General features: G+C 62.0%; 20 protein-coding genes. 9 read left to right on the top strand and 11 right to left on the bottom strand.

What is annotated here, in order from left to right; genetic code table 11:
* Positions 1 to 174: 174 nt before the first annotated feature.
* Positions 175 to 303: a hypothetical protein gene (locus GTP45_RS28980; protein ID WP_267876189.1), complete on the top strand. Its 129-nt coding sequence runs from the start codon at positions 175 to 177 to the stop codon at positions 301 to 303.
* Between the two features lie 67 nt (positions 304 to 370).
* Here the strand turns inward: GTP45_RS28980 and GTP45_RS10330 are convergent, their stop codons facing one another.
* Positions 371 to 1009, bottom strand: coding sequence for an FABP family protein (locus tag GTP45_RS10330; protein ID WP_161013787.1), 639 nt, complete (start codon positions 1007 to 1009; stop codon positions 371 to 373).
* 33 nt (positions 1010 to 1042) lie between these two features.
* The gene (locus tag GTP45_RS10325; RefSeq protein ID WP_161013786.1) at positions 1043 to 1462 is read right to left on the bottom strand and encodes an ATP-binding protein; all 420 of its coding nucleotides are present in this window, start codon (positions 1460 to 1462) and stop codon (positions 1043 to 1045) included.
* Positions 1463 to 1502: 40 nt separating this feature from the next.
* Between GTP45_RS10325 and GTP45_RS10320 the strand changes: the two genes are divergently transcribed.
* Complete coding sequence (locus GTP45_RS10320; RefSeq protein WP_371874430.1) at positions 1503 to 1943, top strand: FecR family protein; 441 nt, start codon at positions 1503 to 1505, stop codon at positions 1941 to 1943.
* A 3-nt stretch (positions 1944 to 1946) separates the two neighbouring features.
* A complete protein-coding gene (locus GTP45_RS10315; protein WP_161013785.1) occupies positions 1947 to 2537 on the top strand; it encodes an OmpA family protein in 591 nt (196 codons plus the stop codon).
* Here GTP45_RS10315 and GTP45_RS10310 read toward each other — a convergent pair.
* From GTP45_RS10310 to GTP45_RS10300, 3 genes are read right to left on the bottom strand one after another with little or no spacing between them, the layout of a single operon-like run.
* Positions 2534 to 4651 carry a CHASE2 domain-containing protein gene (locus GTP45_RS10310; RefSeq protein WP_161013784.1) on the bottom strand — a complete coding sequence of 706 codons (2118 nt, stop codon included), beginning with the start codon at positions 4649 to 4651 and terminating at the stop codon, positions 2534 to 2536. The two genes, GTP45_RS10315 and GTP45_RS10310, sit on opposite strands and share 4 nt — an antisense overlap.
* 8 nt (positions 4652 to 4659) lie before the next feature.
* A complete protein-coding gene (locus GTP45_RS10305; protein WP_161013783.1) occupies positions 4660 to 5628 on the bottom strand; it encodes an MBL fold metallo-hydrolase in 969 nt (322 codons plus the stop codon).
* Positions 5625 to 5972 (bottom strand): STAS domain-containing protein, encoded by a 348-nt coding sequence (locus GTP45_RS10300; RefSeq protein ID WP_161013782.1) that lies wholly within the window; start codon positions 5970 to 5972, stop codon positions 5625 to 5627. The genes GTP45_RS10305 and GTP45_RS10300 overlap by 4 nt, the downstream gene beginning before the upstream one ends.
* Before the next feature lie 126 nt (positions 5973 to 6098).
* On the opposite strand from GTP45_RS10300, the gene GTP45_RS10295 reads away from it, so the two are divergent.
* Positions 6099 to 7394, top strand: a complete 1296-nt coding sequence (locus tag GTP45_RS10295; protein WP_161013781.1) for an NCS2 family permease — start codon at positions 6099 to 6101, stop codon at positions 7392 to 7394.
* On the opposite strand, the gene GTP45_RS10290 is transcribed toward GTP45_RS10295, so the two are convergent.
* Positions 7382 to 7663, bottom strand: coding sequence for a hypothetical protein (locus GTP45_RS10290; protein ID WP_161013780.1), 282 nt, complete (start codon positions 7661 to 7663; stop codon positions 7382 to 7384). The genes GTP45_RS10295 and GTP45_RS10290 overlap by 13 nt on opposite strands.
* A 119-nt stretch (positions 7664 to 7782) precedes the next feature.
* Between GTP45_RS10290 and GTP45_RS10285 the strand changes: the two genes are divergently transcribed.
* On the top strand, positions 7783 to 8241 hold the full coding sequence (locus GTP45_RS10285) for an Lrp/AsnC family transcriptional regulator (protein WP_161013779.1): 459 nt from the start codon (positions 7783 to 7785) through the stop codon (positions 8239 to 8241).
* 69 nt (positions 8242 to 8310) lie between these two features.
* Complete coding sequence (locus GTP45_RS29160) at positions 8311 to 9111, top strand: beta/gamma crystallin-related protein (RefSeq protein WP_161013778.1); 801 nt, start codon at positions 8311 to 8313, stop codon at positions 9109 to 9111.
* 5 nt (positions 9112 to 9116) lie between these two features.
* On the opposite strand, the gene GTP45_RS10275 is transcribed toward GTP45_RS29160, so the two are convergent.
* Positions 9117 to 10049, bottom strand: coding sequence for an NAD(P)H-binding protein (locus GTP45_RS10275; protein WP_161013777.1), 933 nt, complete (start codon positions 10047 to 10049; stop codon positions 9117 to 9119).
* Positions 10050 to 10145: 96 nt separating this feature from the next.
* On the opposite strand from GTP45_RS10275, the gene GTP45_RS10270 reads away from it, so the two are divergent.
* Complete coding sequence (locus GTP45_RS10270; protein WP_161013776.1) at positions 10146 to 11054, top strand: LysR family transcriptional regulator; 909 nt, start codon at positions 10146 to 10148, stop codon at positions 11052 to 11054.
* On the opposite strand, the gene GTP45_RS10265 is transcribed toward GTP45_RS10270, so the two are convergent.
* A complete protein-coding gene (locus GTP45_RS10265) occupies positions 11041 to 11385 on the bottom strand; it encodes a DUF4124 domain-containing protein (RefSeq protein WP_229258402.1) in 345 nt (114 codons plus the stop codon). The two genes, GTP45_RS10270 and GTP45_RS10265, sit on opposite strands and share 14 nt — an antisense overlap.
* A gap of 139 nt (positions 11386 to 11524) precedes the next feature.
* Here GTP45_RS10265 and GTP45_RS10260 point away from each other — a divergent pair, with 139 nt between their 5' ends.
* Together GTP45_RS10260 and purT are read left to right on the top strand one after the other, a co-directional pair.
* A complete protein-coding gene (locus tag GTP45_RS10260) occupies positions 11525 to 12280 on the top strand; it encodes a DUF481 domain-containing protein (protein ID WP_161013774.1) in 756 nt (251 codons plus the stop codon).
* Between the two features lie 16 nt (positions 12281 to 12296).
* The gene (gene purT / locus GTP45_RS10255; RefSeq protein WP_161013773.1) at positions 12297 to 13508 is read left to right on the top strand and encodes a formate-dependent phosphoribosylglycinamide formyltransferase; all 1212 of its coding nucleotides are present in this window, start codon (positions 12297 to 12299) and stop codon (positions 13506 to 13508) included.
* 3 nt (positions 13509 to 13511) lie between these two features.
* Here the strand turns inward: purT and GTP45_RS10250 are convergent, their stop codons facing one another.
* The 3 genes from GTP45_RS10250 to GTP45_RS10240 are packed head-to-tail and all read right to left on the bottom strand — an operon-like array spanning position 13512 to position 16875.
* The gene (locus GTP45_RS10250; RefSeq protein WP_229258428.1) at positions 13512 to 14246 is read right to left on the bottom strand and encodes a LytR/AlgR family response regulator transcription factor; all 735 of its coding nucleotides are present in this window, start codon (positions 14244 to 14246) and stop codon (positions 13512 to 13514) included.
* 20 nt (positions 14247 to 14266) lie between these two features.
* Positions 14267 to 15454, bottom strand: coding sequence for a sensor histidine kinase (locus GTP45_RS10245; protein ID WP_161013772.1), 1188 nt, complete (start codon positions 15452 to 15454; stop codon positions 14267 to 14269).
* Entirely contained in the window at positions 15451 to 16875 is a 1425-nt protein-coding gene (locus GTP45_RS10240; protein ID WP_161013771.1) for a carotenoid oxygenase family protein, read from the bottom strand. The genes GTP45_RS10245 and GTP45_RS10240 overlap by 4 nt, the downstream gene beginning before the upstream one ends.
* Positions 16876 to 16885 lie beyond the last annotated feature (10 nt).

Raw genomic sequence — 16885 nt, 5'->3', positions numbered from 1 at the left:
ACCTGCTGGCCTTGCCCCGCAAGCTTGTGACATACTCAAATCACGGAAAACCACCCATTTCAACATGGCCGTTTTTGCAAAGCTACCGCGTAGCCTCAAATTCCGCATGACCGGAGGCAAGTAGACACGCAAATCACCGCCCGCAAAGAAGCCGTTGGCCGCGATATCGCCAAATTGATTATCCCTCCCGGCCAGCGCGCCGCTCACAATGCCGGCATGGCGAACTTCGCGCGCGGCGGCTCCTGCCCTTTCATCAATGCGCGCGTGCGCGTGACGGCGATGATGAAACCTGCACCGAATTGATTGCGCGCGCCGACAGCGCGCTGTACGCGGCCAAGCGCAATGGCCGCGATGGTTACGTAGCCGGCGATTAGGCTGGCACGCCGCTGGCCAAGGGATTAGGCAGCGGCTCGGCCACGCGGTGCAGGATGTTGCGGTCGCGGTGGTGGAATTCTTCTTCGCCGCGCAGCAGCATCACCGTGTCTTCTTCGTAGCCCCAGGTGCCGTCATCGTTGATGGTGACCTTGATGCGGTACTCGGTGGTCTTGAAGCCGTATTCGAGGAAGGGATTGGAGCGGATGCCGTAGGTATCGGATTCCAGGCGCGCCACCAATTCAAACTCCTTCGCATCCGGTTCCACCACGGCCGACGCCATGGCGATCTGGCCGCGCGGGATGCCCAGCGTCTGGATCACGGTCTTGGTCTTCGGTTCCCACAGCCAGTAGCCGACTTGCTCGTGGTAGGTCTTCACGTTATCAGGCTTGTTCACGATGATCAGGTAGCGCAGGCCGTAGAACAGCTGCGGGCCGTTGGTCACCGGGTCAATCGGGTACAGTTCGATGCGCTCAACGTAGGCTTGCTTGCGCGCGCCATCGGCCTTGGGCTTGATATCCAGACCGCGTTCGCCTTTCCAGATGCCCGCCATCGGCGCCAATGGGCCGAGGTTATTCAGGGTGTTGACGTCAATCGGATGCGGTTCGGTGTAGATATCGTGGGAAAACTCGGTCATGCGTGATCCTGGGGTAGTTGAATGAGACGGACGCTATTGTAAGGTGATCTCGATGCGGTTGTGACCTGCGCTGTAGGTATAGGCCACGGCGCTGCCCAATTGGCGGATCAGCAGCAGGCCGATGCCGCCCACCTTCAGCTCCTCCGGCGGCAGCGAAGGATCGGGCGGCGGCGGACCTTCGGTCAGCGGATTGAAAGGCGGCGCGGCGTCTTCGTAACACAACACCTGTCCGCGCACGCCGACCCACACGTCATGCGTGCTATCGCCGCCGTAGCCGTGCAGGATGCTGTTGCGCAGTAGCTCCTCGAGGATCAATTCGGCGCGCGCGACCACGCCCGGCGCAAGGCCGGACTGGGTCAGCGCCATGGCGGCAAACGCCATGGCGCCGGGGACCGCATCCAGCCGTGCCGGAAAACGCAGCAGATGCGCGATACCGGTTTCTTTTTCGTCCATTCGAGCATATTATCGGAATGCTTACGTTAGGAGAAGAACCGTGAAAACAATAATAACGATAGTGGCAGCCTCGCTGACGCTGTTCGCCACCGCCGCCGAACTCCCGGCCGGCATGATCAAAACCGCAAAAGGCACTGCCGCTATCGAGCGCGAAGGCCAAAAGACCCCGGCCAAAGCGGGTGCTGCGCTGATGGCGAGCGACCGCGTGGTCACCGGCGCCGACGGCAGCGTGGGCATCACGCTACGCGATGAGACGCTGCTGGCGGTTGGCCCGAACAGCAATGTGTGGCTGGAGAAGTACGCATTCGATCCAACCTCGCACGAGGGCACGCTGAACGCCACGGTGAAGAAAGGCACGCTCGGTGTCATCTCGGGCAAGTTGTCCAAGCAGTCGCCGGGGGCGGTGCAGTTTCGCACGCCGACTTCGATACTCGGTGTGCGCGGCACGGAGTTTGTGATCGACGTTAAGGACGGAGATTAGGCCATGGTGCTGCTCATTTGGGCCGTGTGCCTGCTGGCCGCTGTCTCGCAACTGCAACGCGGGCCGACCGAACAAATTACTCTTCTGCCGAATCAGGATGGCAAGCCAAGCGCCGTGATTATTACAACGGCGGGCAAGGACACGGTGCTCGATAAGCCGTATCAGGTTGCGGCGGTGGATAGCCGTGGCGCGGTTGCTACAGTCAGCGATGGCGCGCAGATCAAGAATCGTTATGGCGCCTTGATCGACACGCTGCCGCAACGCGCAGCGGTGTTCATTGTCTACTTCATCACCGATAGCGATAATTTGACGCCGGAGTCGGCGGCGCAGCTGGCGCAGATCAAGGAGCAACTGGCTTCTCGTCCGGCGCCCGAGATTATCGTGATCGGCCATACCGATACGGTGGCCAAGCGTGAGTACAACGATGCGCTGTCACTGAAGCGCGCAGAGACGGTGAAGCGCATTTTGGTGGAAGCCGGTATCGCCGCGGATCAAATCACTGTCCAGTCACGCGGCGAGCGCGAACTGCTGATTCAAACCGCCGACGGCGTCGACGAGCCGCGCAACCGCCGCGTGGAAATCCGCGTCCGCTAAGCCACGCCGTTCCAGCGCAGCACCAGCAGCGTCAAGTCGTCTGACGCGTCGGCCTCGCCCACGTGGCGGCGCACATCATCGCGCACCGCCTGCACCACGGCGGCTGGCGCGGTGGTCGCCACGCCAGCCAACAAGCCATTCAGCCGCTCATTGCCATACAACTCGCCAGCCACATTCATCGCCTCACTGATGCCGTCCGTAGTGAGGCACAGGCTTTCCCCTGCCTGCAATTGATACTGCTGCACCGGATACTCGAAATCATCCATCACGCACAGCGGCGGGCCGTCCGCTGGCTGCAATGACTCCACGCGGCCTTCCGCCGTGATGCGGCGCGGCGCGTCATGGCCGGCGTTGCACAGGTAGACCTGCCCGCTGGCCGCATCCAATATCCCCGCCACGCTGGTCACAAACAGCATCTCTGGATTCTCACGCACCAGCTCACGATTGGCGCTGTTCATGATCACGCCCATATCCGCCCCGCCGCGCAGCGCGATACTACGCGACAGCGCCTTCGCCACCACCATGAACAAGCTGGCCGGCAGTCCTTTGCCCGACACGTCGCCGACCATGAAGAATACGCGGTCACTATCGAGCATAAAGAAGTCATACAAATCGCCGCCGACTTCCTTGGCTGGCTCCAGCAAGGCATCCAGTTCAAAACGGCGCTCGCCGGGGAAAGAGCTTGCGGCCTGCGGCAAGGATGCCATTTGAATGCGGCGCGCTGCATTGAGTTCACCAGCCGTGCGCGCGGCCGCTTCGCGCGCCACCTGCAAGGCGCGCTCGGACTGCTTGCGGTCGCGCACTGCGGCGGCCAGCATGCTGGTCAACAGGCTTAAGCAAATCGCCGCGTAGCCGAGCGTGACGCCGGCCGCATCGAACAGCAGGCCGGCGCGCGTGAACAGCAAAGCGCCAGCCCCGAATAAGCCAGATCCCAGCACCAGCGCCATCGGCACGCCGACGCGCAAGCGCTGGCGCGGCAACAGCCAGATGCTCAGCAGGCTGCAAACAGCAAACGCTGTCACCTCGGCCCAGCGCATCCACTGCGGGCGGCGCAGGAAAGCGCCATCAAAGAAGCTTTCGATCATCTGCGCGTGGGTGTCCACGCCGGGAAGCAGATCGCCGCGCGCGTTGGTCTTGTAGTCGCTCAGGCCGAGGCCAGTCATGGCGACGATGACTATCTTGTCTTGCAGCGCGCCGGGATCAATCCGGCCGCGCATCACGTCCAGCGCCGAGATGTAGCGCTCCATCGCCGGCGCGGAAAAGTTGACCCACACCGCGCCGTCAGGCAGCGTGGGCACGCGCAGATCGCCGACCGAGACCGCGTGCACGCCGTCCGCATCCGCCTCGATCTCAATCGAAGGCGTGCCGGTGGCGACACGCAGCAACTCCATCGACAGCGACGGCACCAGCGTCTCGCCCACCGCGCCAACCAGCGGCGCGCGGCGCACGATGCCCTTCTCCAGATTCGCCGATAACAGCCCCTGTCCGCGCGCCGCCTTTTGCAGCATCGGCAAACTGGACATCGCCTGCGGAAAGCGCATCACCGGCAGTGCAGCTTCCGGCGCTGCCGCACCGTTCCAACGTACGCGCATCGGCCAGACGCGCAGGGCATCGCTGGTGCCGGCTTCCGCATGCATGAAGCCTGCCGTGCCAAGCACGATAGGCGCGCGCCGCATCTGTTCCGCCAGTAGCGCATCGTGCGACGGCAACTGCGCCAACTCGTCATGCAAACGCCCATCCGGCATGCGCGCCGCCAGCGCTTCCGGCGACGTGTTATCCGGTTCCGGCATCAAAATATCCAGCCCTATCGCCAGCGGATGCTGCTCCGCGATCTTCTCCAGCAAGTCCTTGAACAAAGTACGCGGCCAAGGCCACTGCCCATACTCACTGAGCGCAGCTTCATCGATATTGATTACATGGACTGGCCCGGAAAGCCGCTGGCGCGGCAAATGCACTTGATAGGCATCGAACAAGGCCAAACGCAAGGCAGGCAGCGCGCCATCGCCACCTTGGGATAACAGCACCGCCAACACCAGCGCTACCAGCAAAGCCAACGGCCTGCCCTGCCCGGCGCGCACGCCGCCCCAGGCGCGAGTTTGCAAACGGCGCAGCATGGCGGCGCTTAGAGAGGAATTTCCATGCCGTCGTATGCGGACACAATCTCCAACGGCGCCTCGCCGGTGATCTCCGCATAACGGCGCGTTTCAGCCAGCACGCGCGAGATCTGCGCGTCATCGTAAATCGGCTCGTGATGGAACAGGCAAAGCTTGTGCACACCGGCCAGCTGGCACAACTCCACGCCAACCACGTTGCTGGAGTGGCCCCAATCCGCCTTCACCGAAATCGAATCGGCCAGCGAATACATGGCGTCAAAAATCACCAGATCCGCATCACGGAAAAAATCGACGAAGGCCACGCGTTCGGCGGCGTTATCGAGCTTGTGCTCAGAATCGGTACTGTAGATTAGCGTCTTGCCGCCCTGCTCCAGGCGGTAGCCATACGAATCGCCCGCGTGCAGTTGCAGCTTGGCCGTCACGGTCACATCGCGCACCGTCAGCGGCACGCCCGGCTCCATCTGCACGAATTCAATTGTCGCGCCCAGCTGGTGGAAGGCCACGGGAAAACTGATCGGCTCCTGCTGGCGGCGAAACGCCGTTTCCAAATCCTTGTGGCAGCCGTAGATGATGATGCGGTTCCCTGGAATATAGGCAGGCGTAAAGAACGGGAATCCCATAATGTGATCCCAATGCAGGTGCGACATGAACACGTGATAGGTCTGCGGCTTGGCCGGCCCATATTTGGCCAGCTTGGAACCTGCCAGCGGCCGCACGCCCGAACCAAGATCCAGAATAATGTGCTCGTGGATCGCATCCGTATCCCAGGCCTCCACCTCCACGCAACTGGAATTGCCGCCATACGTGCCGCTGACTTCAAAGCCCAATGTATTGTCGATGTAATCGGCCACCTTGTCGGCGCTATCGAGATTGCGCCCGATCGCGCCTTCCAGCGCCGTCACCAGCTTGGCGCGTATCTGCTTGTGGGTCAGCGCCACCGGCAGCGAGCCGCGCGCGCCCCAAATCCGCGCCTTCATGAAGCCACCGCTGCCAGCGCCGCCGCGCGGTCGGGGAAAATCTCAAACAGCATATCGAAGCGGCTGATGGTAAACACCTCCAGCACCAGCGGCTGCAAGGCCGCCAGCACCATGCGCCCGCCCTGCGCCTTGACCTGCTTAATCGCCACCATCAGGGCGCGCAAGCCGATGCTGCTGATATAACTGACGTTGGAGAAATCGATCACCAGCGGCGCGCCGTCCTTGCGGCAGTCCGCGAGATGCGGGTCGAGCGCCAGTTTGAAGGCGTCTGCGTGCGTGTGATCGATGCGGCCGGCGGGACTCAGCACGATCGTGCGGCCCTCTTGTGTAGGCTGAAGTTCCATGTGAGCGACCCGGATTAGTGGACAACTATTTTTGCATTATTACATCTTTTTGCCCTTTTGACACCACCTAGTGTTGCGCCCATCCATGCTATTCTTCGCCCTCGATGTATTTGCAGGAGCGCGCGCATGCCGTCACTTAATCAATTTTTCAAGCTCTCTGAGCACGGCACCAGCGTCCGTACCGAAGTCGTCGCGGGCGTTACCACCTTCCTGACGATGGCGTATATCATTTTCGTCAACCCCGCCATTCTCGGCGACGCCGGTGTGCCCAAGGACGCGGTCTTCGTCGCCACCTGCCTCGCCGCAGCACTGGGCACCATCATCATGGGCCTGTACGCCAACTACCCGATCGGCATGGCGCCGGGCATGGGCCTCAATGCCTACTTTGCCTACGCCGTCGTCATTGGCATGGGCGTGCCGTGGCAATCGGCGCTGGGCGCCGTGTTTATTTCCGGCTGCCTGTTCATCCTCGTCAGCCTGTTTAAAGTCCGCGAACATATCGTCAATGGGATTCCGCATTCGCTGCGGGTCGCCATTACCGTTGGTTTGGGCTTGTTCCTCGCGCTGATCGCGATGAAAAGCGCGGGCCTGGTCGTCGCCAATCCTGAAACGCTGGTGCGCGTGGGCGATATGCACAACCCGCACACCGTCATGGCCATCTTCGGCTTCCTGCTGATCGTCACGCTGGATCGCCTGAAAGTACCGGGCGCGCTGTTGCTCGGCATCGTCTCGGTGACGGTATTGAGTTTCTTCTTCGGCGGGAATACCGTCCACGGCTTTATGTCGCTGCCGCCGTCGATCTCGCCGACGCTGCTGCACCTGGATCTGCAAGGCGCCCTGAATCTGGGCCTGTTCAACGTGGTGCTGGTGTTCTTCCTGGTTGAACTGTTCGACGCCACCGGCACCCTGATGGGCGTGGCCTCGCGCGCCGGTTTGCTGGTGAACGGCCGCATGCAGCGCCTGAACAAAGCGCTGCTGGCCGATAGCTGCGCCATCGTCGCTGGTTCGGTACTGGGCACTTCCAGCACCACGGCGTATCTCGAAAGCGCCGCTGGCGTGCAAGCGGGCGGCCGCACCGGCCTCACCGCGCTGGTGGTCGCGCTGCTGTTCCTGGCCGCGCTGTTCTTCGCGCCGATTGCCGGCGTGGTGCCGGCCTACGCCACCGCACCGGCGCTGCTGTTCGTCGCTTGCCTGATGCTGCGCGACTTCATCGACATTGACTGGAGCGACACCACCGAAAGCGTACCGGCCGCCATCACCGCGCTGGTGATCCCGTTCACCTACTCGATCGCACACGGCATCGCATTCGGCTTCATCACCTACGCCGGCCTGAAACTGCTGACTGGCCAGGCGCGCCAGGTCAAACCGGTGGTGTGGATCATCGCCATCGTATTCCTGATCAAATACAGCTACGTCGCCTGACGCAGCTGGTTGGACACCACCAGTGTTGGCATTTCCCTGATCGGCATCACGCCGATCAGGTTATGCAGCCGCATTCGGCACAACGTCAGAATATCTTCCTCTTCGGCCGCAAGGCGCATTTGTACTTCCATGCCATATGGCGTAGAAGTGGTGCGCAGCGCGCGCAGCTCAATGTCCAAGCGGCGCACCACCTGTAATGCCGCCTCCAGCGTGGCAATCGGCGCATCCGGCTCGATGCAGAATCGGTAGCTTTTTTGTGTCTTATCCATGAGACTAGAATAGCCACAAAGCTGAAAAATAGGCTTCTTGAATTTATGCTGGTTTAGCTTATTTGTAGCAGATCATCCTCGTTAAGATAGAATATGAAGAATATTCATCTGGAGATAGCATGGAAATCGACGAACTGGATCGCCGCATCCTGCGCGAGCTGCGCAACGACGGCCGCCTGAGTAACACCAAGCTGGCCGAAAAGGTCGGCCTCTCCACCACGCCATGCTGGAACCGCGTGCGCGCGCTGGAGGAAGGCGGCATGATCGAGGGCTACACGGCGCTGCTTAGCCAAACCGCGCTAGGCTACCCGGACACCGTCATCATCGAAGTCACGCTGGATCGGCATGACGACGACATCTTCGAAAAATTCGGCCGCGCCCTGGCCACGCTGCCGGAAGTGATGGAGGCCTACCTGCTCACCGGCGACTACGATTACCTGATCAAGGTCGCCGTCGCCGGTACTGCGGGCTATGAAGAGTTCCTGCGCAAGAAACTGTACAAGCTTCCCGGCCTAAAACACAGCCGCTCCACCTTCGTGCTGCGCTGCCTGAAGCGCACCCATTCGGTCGAGCCATAAGTACGCTGTCGTACAGAAGACGGCAGCAAAATCGTCCATGCTCGGGCTTCATCCCAACAGGAGAAGACAATGAACAAGACGATCAAATTTGCCGTGGCCTGTGCAGTGGCCGGCATCACTTCGCAAGCTTTTGCACAAATCACTTTCTATGAAGCGGATGGCTGGCGCGGCCGGGCCTTCACCGCCAATGGCCAAGTGCGCGACCTGTCGCGCAATGGCTTTAACGACCGCGCCTCTTCGGTGGTCATCGATCGCGGGCAATGGGAAGTATGCGAAGACGCCAACTTCCGCGGCCAATGCATGGTGCTGCGCAAAGGCAGCTACGAAACACTGCGCGGCATGGGCCTGAACAACCGCATTTCCTCGGTGCGTCCAGCCAAGCCGCGCGACCGCTACGAGAACGAAGCGCCGCCACCGCTGGCGCAGCCGACCTATGAATGGCGCCGCCGTCCGAGCGAACGTATCGTCGAAGTGCCGGTAAGCTCGGTGCACGCGGTGCTCGGCACGCCGGAGCAGCGCTGCTGGGTCGAACGCCAGCAAGTGGAAGAGCCTTCGCGCCCTAACGCTGGCGGCATCATCGCCGGTGCCCTAATCGGCGGCATACTTGGCCACCAGGTTGGCGGCGGAACCGGACGCGATATCGCCACTGCAGGCGGCGCGGTGGCCGGCGCCGCCGTCGGCAACAACGTCGCAAATCGAAACAACACCAGCACGCGCGACGTGCGCCGTTGTGAAACGGTCGGCAATCAAAAGCCTGAGTACTGGGACGTCGCGTACAACTATCGCGGCGTGCAGCATCGCGTGCAAATGAGCACTCCGCCGGGCAATACCATCGCCGTCAACAGCAAAACCGGCGAACCACGCATGTAAGAAGTTCACGCCGCTGGTAAGCAGCCAAGCCCCTGCAAGGTGCGGTGAACTGCCACATCCAACGGCGTATGCGGCTCGCCACCCAGTACCGCCAGCAGGCGCGCGTTCGACATGCGCACCGGCTGGCGCCACAAGTAGCGCATCTCGCGCAGTTCGCGGAACACCGGCACGAACGGCGCGGCGACCCAGGTCAGCCACCATGGGAATGCGCTAGCCTTCAGTTCCGGCTTGCCCGCCGCCCGAGCAATCGCGGTTGTCATCTGCGTGCCGTCTGCATCCCAATGTCCCGCCATTTGATAGCTTGCGAACTGCGGCAGCGCTTGGCCGCGCTCCACCAGCCGCACCATGGTCTCAGCCACGTCCGGCAGATAAGCCCACTGATGGCCGACGCCCGGCGCCGACGGATTGCTGATCGCCGCCACAGGCTTGCCCGGCTTGACCAAGCCTTGCGCGAACCAGCTATTGCCTGCTTTCGGGCCAAAGAAATCGCCGGCGCGCACGATCAGCGTCGGTACGCCGCTATCCTTCAAGCGGCGCTCCATCTCTACGCGTATCGCGCCTTTGCGCGTGACAGGGCGTTGCGGCGCATCTTCATACACATGCGGGAACACGTCCGGCCCGTAGTTGTAAACGGTGCCCGGCAACAGCACGCGAGCGCCGGAGGCACGCGCCGCTGCAATCGTGTTGTCGATCATCGGCAGCACCAGCGTGCCCCAGTTGCGGTAGCCGGGTGGATTCACAGCATGCACGATCAGCTGCACGCCTTGGGCCGCGCGCACCATGTCGTCGCGGTTCATGGCGTCGCCAATAATCCATTCCAGCCCATCGCCCTGTTTTTGCGAACGATGCAAGGCCTTCACGCGCCATCCGCGCGCTACCAGCAAACGCGCCACTTCGCCGCCAATACCGCCCGTTGCGCCCAGAATCAGTGCTTCCATGCTGCTCTCCTTGAGTGAGTGTCGATGGAAGCAGTGTCGCCCACCAGGAGCTAAAAGAAAATTACCGAAAACCGCATACCCGCTATACAATTTCGTATGACTATCGCCGAACCGAATTGGGATTTGTATCGCTCCTTCCTCGCCGTGCTGGAGGAAGGCTCGCTGTCCGGCGCCGCGCGCGCCCTCGGCCTGACCCAGCCGACGGTCGGCCGCCATATCGACGCCTTGGAACAAGCGCTTGGTCTTTCGCTGTTCACCCGCTCTCAATCCGGCTTCATCGCAACCGAGGCTGCGCACGCGCTAAAACCGTATGCAGAAACGCTGGCCTCTGCATCCACGGCGCTGTTGCGCGCAGCTTCCGGCATGGGACGCGGAGAAAACCAGCAAATCAAGGGAGCGGTGCGCGTCACTGCCAGTGAAGTCGTGAGCGTTGAAGTACTGCCGCCAATATTGGCGCGGCTGCGCGCCAACCATCCCGGCATCACCATTGAACTGGCGGTATCCAATCGCATTGAGAACCTGCTGCGGCGCGATGCCGACATCGCCGTGCGCATGCAACGCCCCGAGCAGGACGTGCTGGTTGCGCGCCGCATCGGCAATATTGAATTAGGATTTCACGCGCACCGTGATTATCTGAATCGTCACGGCACCCCGCGCACGTGGCAAGAGATGGCGCAGCATACGCTGATCGGCATCGACCGTGAAAATGCCTTTACCCGCAAGCTGCAACCACTGCTGGGCGACCTTGCGAGCAGCAGTTACGCGCTGCGCAGCGATAGCGATTTAGTCCATTTATCGTCCATCCGCGCGGGACTGGGCATCGGCATATGCCAGACGCGGTTGGCCGAACGCGATCCTGCGCTGGTGAGAGTAATCCCGGATCTGCTGACCATTCCGCTGGATACGTGGCTGGCCATGCACGAGAACTTGCGCAGCAATCCCGCCTGCGCCGCCGTTTATACCGCGCTGGCCGCAGGCTTGGAAGATTACGTCAACGGGAACTGAGCAAGCGGCGCGGCTTATGCAGCTCGTCTTGCATCAGCATGGTCTGACGGGCAGCTTGCAGCGTGGTGGCGTCAATCGTGGCTGTCTTGCGTGCCAAGGGACGCGGCAAGTCGGCCCAGCGGCTGCGTGGCGCGGGAACCGTCACCGGCGACAGCACGGGCGCAGATGATGCAGCCACCGGCGCTGCCGGCTCCTCAGCCACGCGCGTCTCGGTTTGCGGACACTCCGCATCAGTGAACAGAACGCGGCCTTCCTGATCCACGCATTTATTGACTGCGGCATTGGCCGCCCCGCACATCACGGCCAGCGCCGCGCACAAGATCAGTTTCATGATCGATGCCCCTTTGATAAGTGAGGTCATCATCTGCCCTTGCGCAGGCAGCGTCTGTGCGGGCGCGCACGTCCTGTTAAGCGGCATATTCGCTCTATGTCGGGTACAATATTGCCTTCTTTCAGCATCACGCACGCAAATGAAATCCCTCCTGATCCTTTCCGCGCTTGCGCTGGCCGGCGGCCATGCCATCGCGGCCGACACCATCGATCCAGCCAACGCCCACGGCTGGAACACATCGGCAGAATTGGGCGCGATCTCCACTTCAGGTAACACGGTCGGTACTTCCGTCACCGGCAAAATCGACGCCAAGCAGGAGACGGCCAAATGGAGCAATGAATACATCCTGGCCGGCTACTTCAAGGACGAAGAAGTCACAGACGACAACGGCGAGAAGACCCGCGAGCGCTCGGCGCAGCGCTTCTCGCTGTCGGCCAAGGCGGGCTACAAGCTGCTGCACGACGACCACGGCAAACTGTTTGCACTGGCGACCCACGTCGACGATAAATTCGGCGCATACATCCGCTACTCGACCATCGGCGTCGGTTACGGCACCCAGACCTACCAGTCGGACACCCACACGCTGGACGTGGAAATCGGCCCGGGCTACTTCCGCGGCGTGCGCTCTGAAGGCAATACCGAGAACGGCATGACCATCCGCGGCGCAGCCAACCTGAAATGGAAACTGAGCGACAGTGCCCAGTTCCGCCAAAATATCAGCGTGGAGCGCGGCACCTCGAATATCCACTCGATGGCGGAAACCGCCCTGCTCACCAAAATCAACAGCACCATGCAGATGAAGGCCGCCTTCAACATCCGTAACGACACCAACGTCCCGGCTGACAAGAAAAACACCGACACACAAACGTCGGTCACACTGGTTTATTCTTTCTAACTTAGATATCCAAGCTATGAACACTCCACGCACTCTCGGTACGCCCCTGTCCCCAACCGCCACCAAAGTCATGCTGCTCGGCTCCGGTGAACTCGGCAAGGAAGTCATCATCGCGCTGCAGCGGCTGGGCGTGGAAGTGATTGCCGTCGACCGCTACCCAAATGCGCCGGGCCACCAGGTGGCGCACCGCGCCCACGTCATCAACATGACCGACGGCGCTGCACTGGCTGCGCTGATCGAGCAAGAGAAGCCTGATTTGGTGGTGCCGGAAATCGAAGCCATCGCCACCGACAAGCTGGCCGAGTTGGAAGCGGCCGGCAAAATCACCTGCATCCCAACCGCGCGCGCCGCGCAGCTGACCATGAACCGCGAAGGCATCCGCCGCCTGGCCGCTGAAACGCTGGGCCTCGCCACCTCGCCGTACCGCTTCGCCAGCAGCCTGGAAGAACTGCAGGCCGGCGCAGCTGCCGTAGGCTTCCCTTGCGTGGTCAAGCCGGTGATGTCGTCGTCGGGCAAAGGCCAATCGAAAGTTGATTCCGCCGCCGACGTCAACGCGGCATGGGACTACGCTGCCGCCGGCAGCCGCGTCGACTCGGGCCGCGTAATCGTTGAAGGCTTTATCGACTTCGACTACGAAATCACCCTGCTGACCGTGCGCTCGCTGGGCGCGGACGGCAAGGTCGTAACGCAGTTCTGCGATCCTATCGGTCACGTGCAAGTACAAGGCGACTACGTGGAATCGTGGCAGCCATGCCGCATGGATCCAGTGGCGCTGGAACGTGCGCGCGATATCGCCGCCAAAGTCACCGGCGATCTGGGTGGCCTCGGCCTGTTCGGCGTCGAGCTGTTCGTGAAGAACGACATGGTCTGGTTCTCGGAAGTGAGCCCGCGTCCGCATGATACCGGCATGGTCACCATGGCGACCCAGGTGCAAAGCGAATTCGAACTGCACGCCAAGGCGATTCTCGGCCTGCCGGTCAACGTGGCGCTGAAAGCACCGGGTGCTTCGGCCGTGATCTACGGCCAGCACGAAGCCGCCGGCATCGCCTTCGAAGGCGTGGCCGATGCGCTGCGCGTGCCGAATAGCGATATCCGCCTGTTCGGCAAGCCGGAATCGTTCGCCCGCCGCCGCATGGGCGTGGCGCTGGCCACCGCCGACGACGTGGAAACCGCGCGCGTCAACGCCAAGGAAGCGGCATCGCGCGTCAAGCCGGTCATCGTCAAGTAAGACTCACATCCCCCGGAACAGATCAACGTAGTTACGGCTCACGACCAACTGTTCCGGGCGGCCTTTCAGCTGCACCATCAAGCGTCCGCGAAAGTCTTGCCGCGTGCCTGCCACGTGGCGCGCGGCGACAATCACGCTGCGGTGTATCTGCCAGAACTGCTGTTCATCCAACTGCTCGCGTAATTTGCTGATCGGCGTGCGGATCAGGCTCTCGCCATCCGCCACGAACACGCTGGTGTACTTGTCGTTACTCTGGAAGTAGATTACTTCTTCGATGGGAATCAAGCGCGTTTCTTCGCCATGCGAAGCGCGTATCCATTGCAACGGCGCTGCGGCGGCTGGCGCAGGAGCAGGCGTTACGGCCAATTGCGCCAACAAGGCTTGCAGCGTAGCCGCCGGCACCGGCGTCGCCATGCGCGCCTTTAGTTTGGTCACGGTTTTCTCAAGCCGCTCCAGGCTCGCCGGCTTAAGCAAATAGTCCACCGCCGAATGCTCGAACGCTTCCACCGCATATTGATCGAACGCGGTGACGAAAACGATGTGCGGCGGCTTGGCGCCCTTCAGCAGCCGATCCGCCACATCCAGCCCAGTGAGGCCGGGCATGCGGATATCAAGGAATACGACGTCTGGCGCCAGCTCGTCGATCATGCTCAATGCTTCAATGCCGTTGGCCGCGCGCGCGACGACGCGTAGCTCCGGCCAGACGGTTTTCAGCTGGCCTTCCAGGTACTCACGCAGATGCGCTTCGTCGTCTGCAATCAGGGCGCGGATGGTGTCGATGTCGGACTCGCATTCAAAGGCAGCATGAGGCGCACCGTCATGCCACAGGGTTGATTTTCCAATAATTCTACCTTGGCTGCCGCGCCGTATAAACTGCGCAAGCGTTCGCGCAGATTACTGAGGCCCACACCGCCACCCGGCTTGCGCGGTGCCTCAAGGTTCAGGCCCACGCCGGTGTCGCTGATGCGGATGCACAGCTGCTCGCCCTCCAGGGCGGCGCTGACGACAATCTCGCCGCCCTCCACTTTCGGTTCCAGTCCGTGTGCGATGGCGTTTTCGACCACCGGTTGCAGCAGCATCGGCGCGATGTTGAACTGTCGCAGCGCGTCCGGCAGGTCGATGCGATAGCGCAGACGGTCGCCCATGCGCACCGCCAGTACGTCGAGATAGGCGGCAATCAGCTTGGTCTCGGAAGCCAGCGTGGCTTCCTCGCTGCGGCTGGCGGCCAGGCTGGCACGCAGATAATCGATGAAGCGCTCCAGCATGTACTGGGCCTGTACCGGCTGTGTGGCGATCAGGCTTAGGACATTCGCCAGCGTGTTGTACAAGAAGTGCGGCTCGATCTGCGCCTGCAAGGCGCGCAGCTTGGCCTCGGCCAGCATGCGATCTGTGGATGCGATCAAGGCCGCCTGCGTTGCTTCGGCCAGCTCCCGTTCGTGACGGCGCTCGGCAGAACTGCGCACCAAGTACAGCAGCACGGCGACAGCGATGCCGATCAACACAGACTCCCCGACTATGCTGCGGTTGGTCAGCAGCTTGACCGGATCAGTGCCGCGCCAGATCAGATTCCCCAGCGCGATCCCCAGCGGCACGCTAATACCGACCAGCGCCATGCTGAACAACACGCGCGGCAGCCCGCGCGCGCGGCGCGGCCAGCCATGCAGGTAGCGATTGGACAGCACGGAGCCGGCATGGATCATGGCGCCAATCAAATTGGACATCAGCAGCAAGGGCCAGATAGATATCACGGCCAGCGCTTCTCCGCGCAGAACCATCACCTCCAGCACCGCGAACGCCAGGCCCATGGCGCTGCTCCAGATTACCGTGTACAGCAGGTTGCGCGCTATCGACGGCGGCCAGCGGCGGAAAAAAGGAATCAATTCCAGCGGATGGGACAGCGGTGGCGTTGTGTCGTCGCCAGTTGTGCAGGTGGTTGAATTTTTCATGTCGCCAGAAAGTTACCATGAAAGCAAAGCGGTGCGCGATATGGAAGACGCGCCAACGCCCTCGGGCCGGCCTTGATGTTGTGCGCATCAAACACCGTGAGCACGGTTTGGCGGTGATGCGTGTGCTGTGCCACGCCGACGACATAGCCATCGGTCTCCGAACGCGCGCCGCGGCGCGGCACCAGTACGTGTTCTTCCACCTCCCAGCCTGAGCCGAAGGCGTAGCTATCGGCCTTGCCGCTGTCGGTATCGATCAGGTTCACGCTGTCGAGTATCAGCTCCTTGCCGCTGGCGCCCAGCACCAGCAGCTTGCGATGGCGCGCCGACACTACCTGCGGCGCCACGCGCGGGAATTCGCTGACACCGAACAGCCGCGCTTCTCGCGCTTGTCCGCTGGCGTAATCGAGGGTGATCTGCACTGTATTGCTGCGATAGTCCGCTATCGGCCGCAGCGAATCGCGCGCCGGCAGCGAGGTGGTACGCAGCGCATCGCCGTCGTGCAGCACCGCGTCCAGCCGCGTGCACGCACCGTCTTCGTACGCGTTCCCGAGATGGAACACCGAACGCGCGGGCAGCTCAAACACTTGGCGCAGCGCCAGCGTGTCCTTGCTGATGACAACCGCGCGCAAAGGCCGCCGTGCGCCAGCCCAATGCATGCTGTCGGCGAGGCTGCGATCCGGCGCCGGCTGCATATCGTAGGGCGCCAGCAGGAACACAAGATGGCGGCCGCTGACCACGAAGTCATGCACCATGTTCAAATCCGCCACCGGGATCATGGCGGTGCGCGTGACCTCGCCCTTGGCGTTCAGACGGTAGATCATCAGACGGTCCGCGCCCGGCATGGTGCCGAAGTTCCACAAGCCGCCGTCGGGATCCGCCTTCGGATGGGCGGAAAACGGCATCGCCTTCAGATCGGCGCGCCAAGTCTTGATACCGCGCGTGGCCAGCGTTTGCGGATCGAGTTCGGTGGCCGAGCCGCCCTCCCACAGCGCGTACACGCCGCCATTGAACGGCAGCAGATTGGTATTGGCCGTGTTCATGGCGTCATTGTTTTTCGCACCCTTGCGGCCAATGTGGGTGCCGAAGGCGGAATACAGGAAGCGCCCTGCCTTGCTTTCTTCTTCAAATTTTTGCGTGGCGACGAAGCGGCCGGTGTGGCTTACTTTGCCATCCGAGATTTGCCAGCGCTGGGCAAAGCCGTCGCCATCAAACCAGTGGCGATAACGCTCGCCACCCAATTCAAAACGCCCCGGCCCGTTGCGATAGAAAATGCCGTTAAGGTCAGCCGGCATGCGGCCCAGCACCGTGGCCTGCCCGGCCTGGTCGCCGGTCGACTCGATTAACGCGGCAGCCAGCGATGGCAGCGGCAGCGAAGCAAGGCCCAGCGCGGCGAAACTGATGAATTGGCGGCGATTGGTCATATCGGCCTCC

Source organism: Duganella rivi (assembly GCF_009857435.1).
GTDB lineage: Bacteria > Pseudomonadota > Gammaproteobacteria > Burkholderiales > Burkholderiaceae_D > Rugamonas > Rugamonas rivi.
Note: the sequence above shows the minus strand (reverse complement) of the source record. Positions and strands in the feature narration are given on the sequence as shown.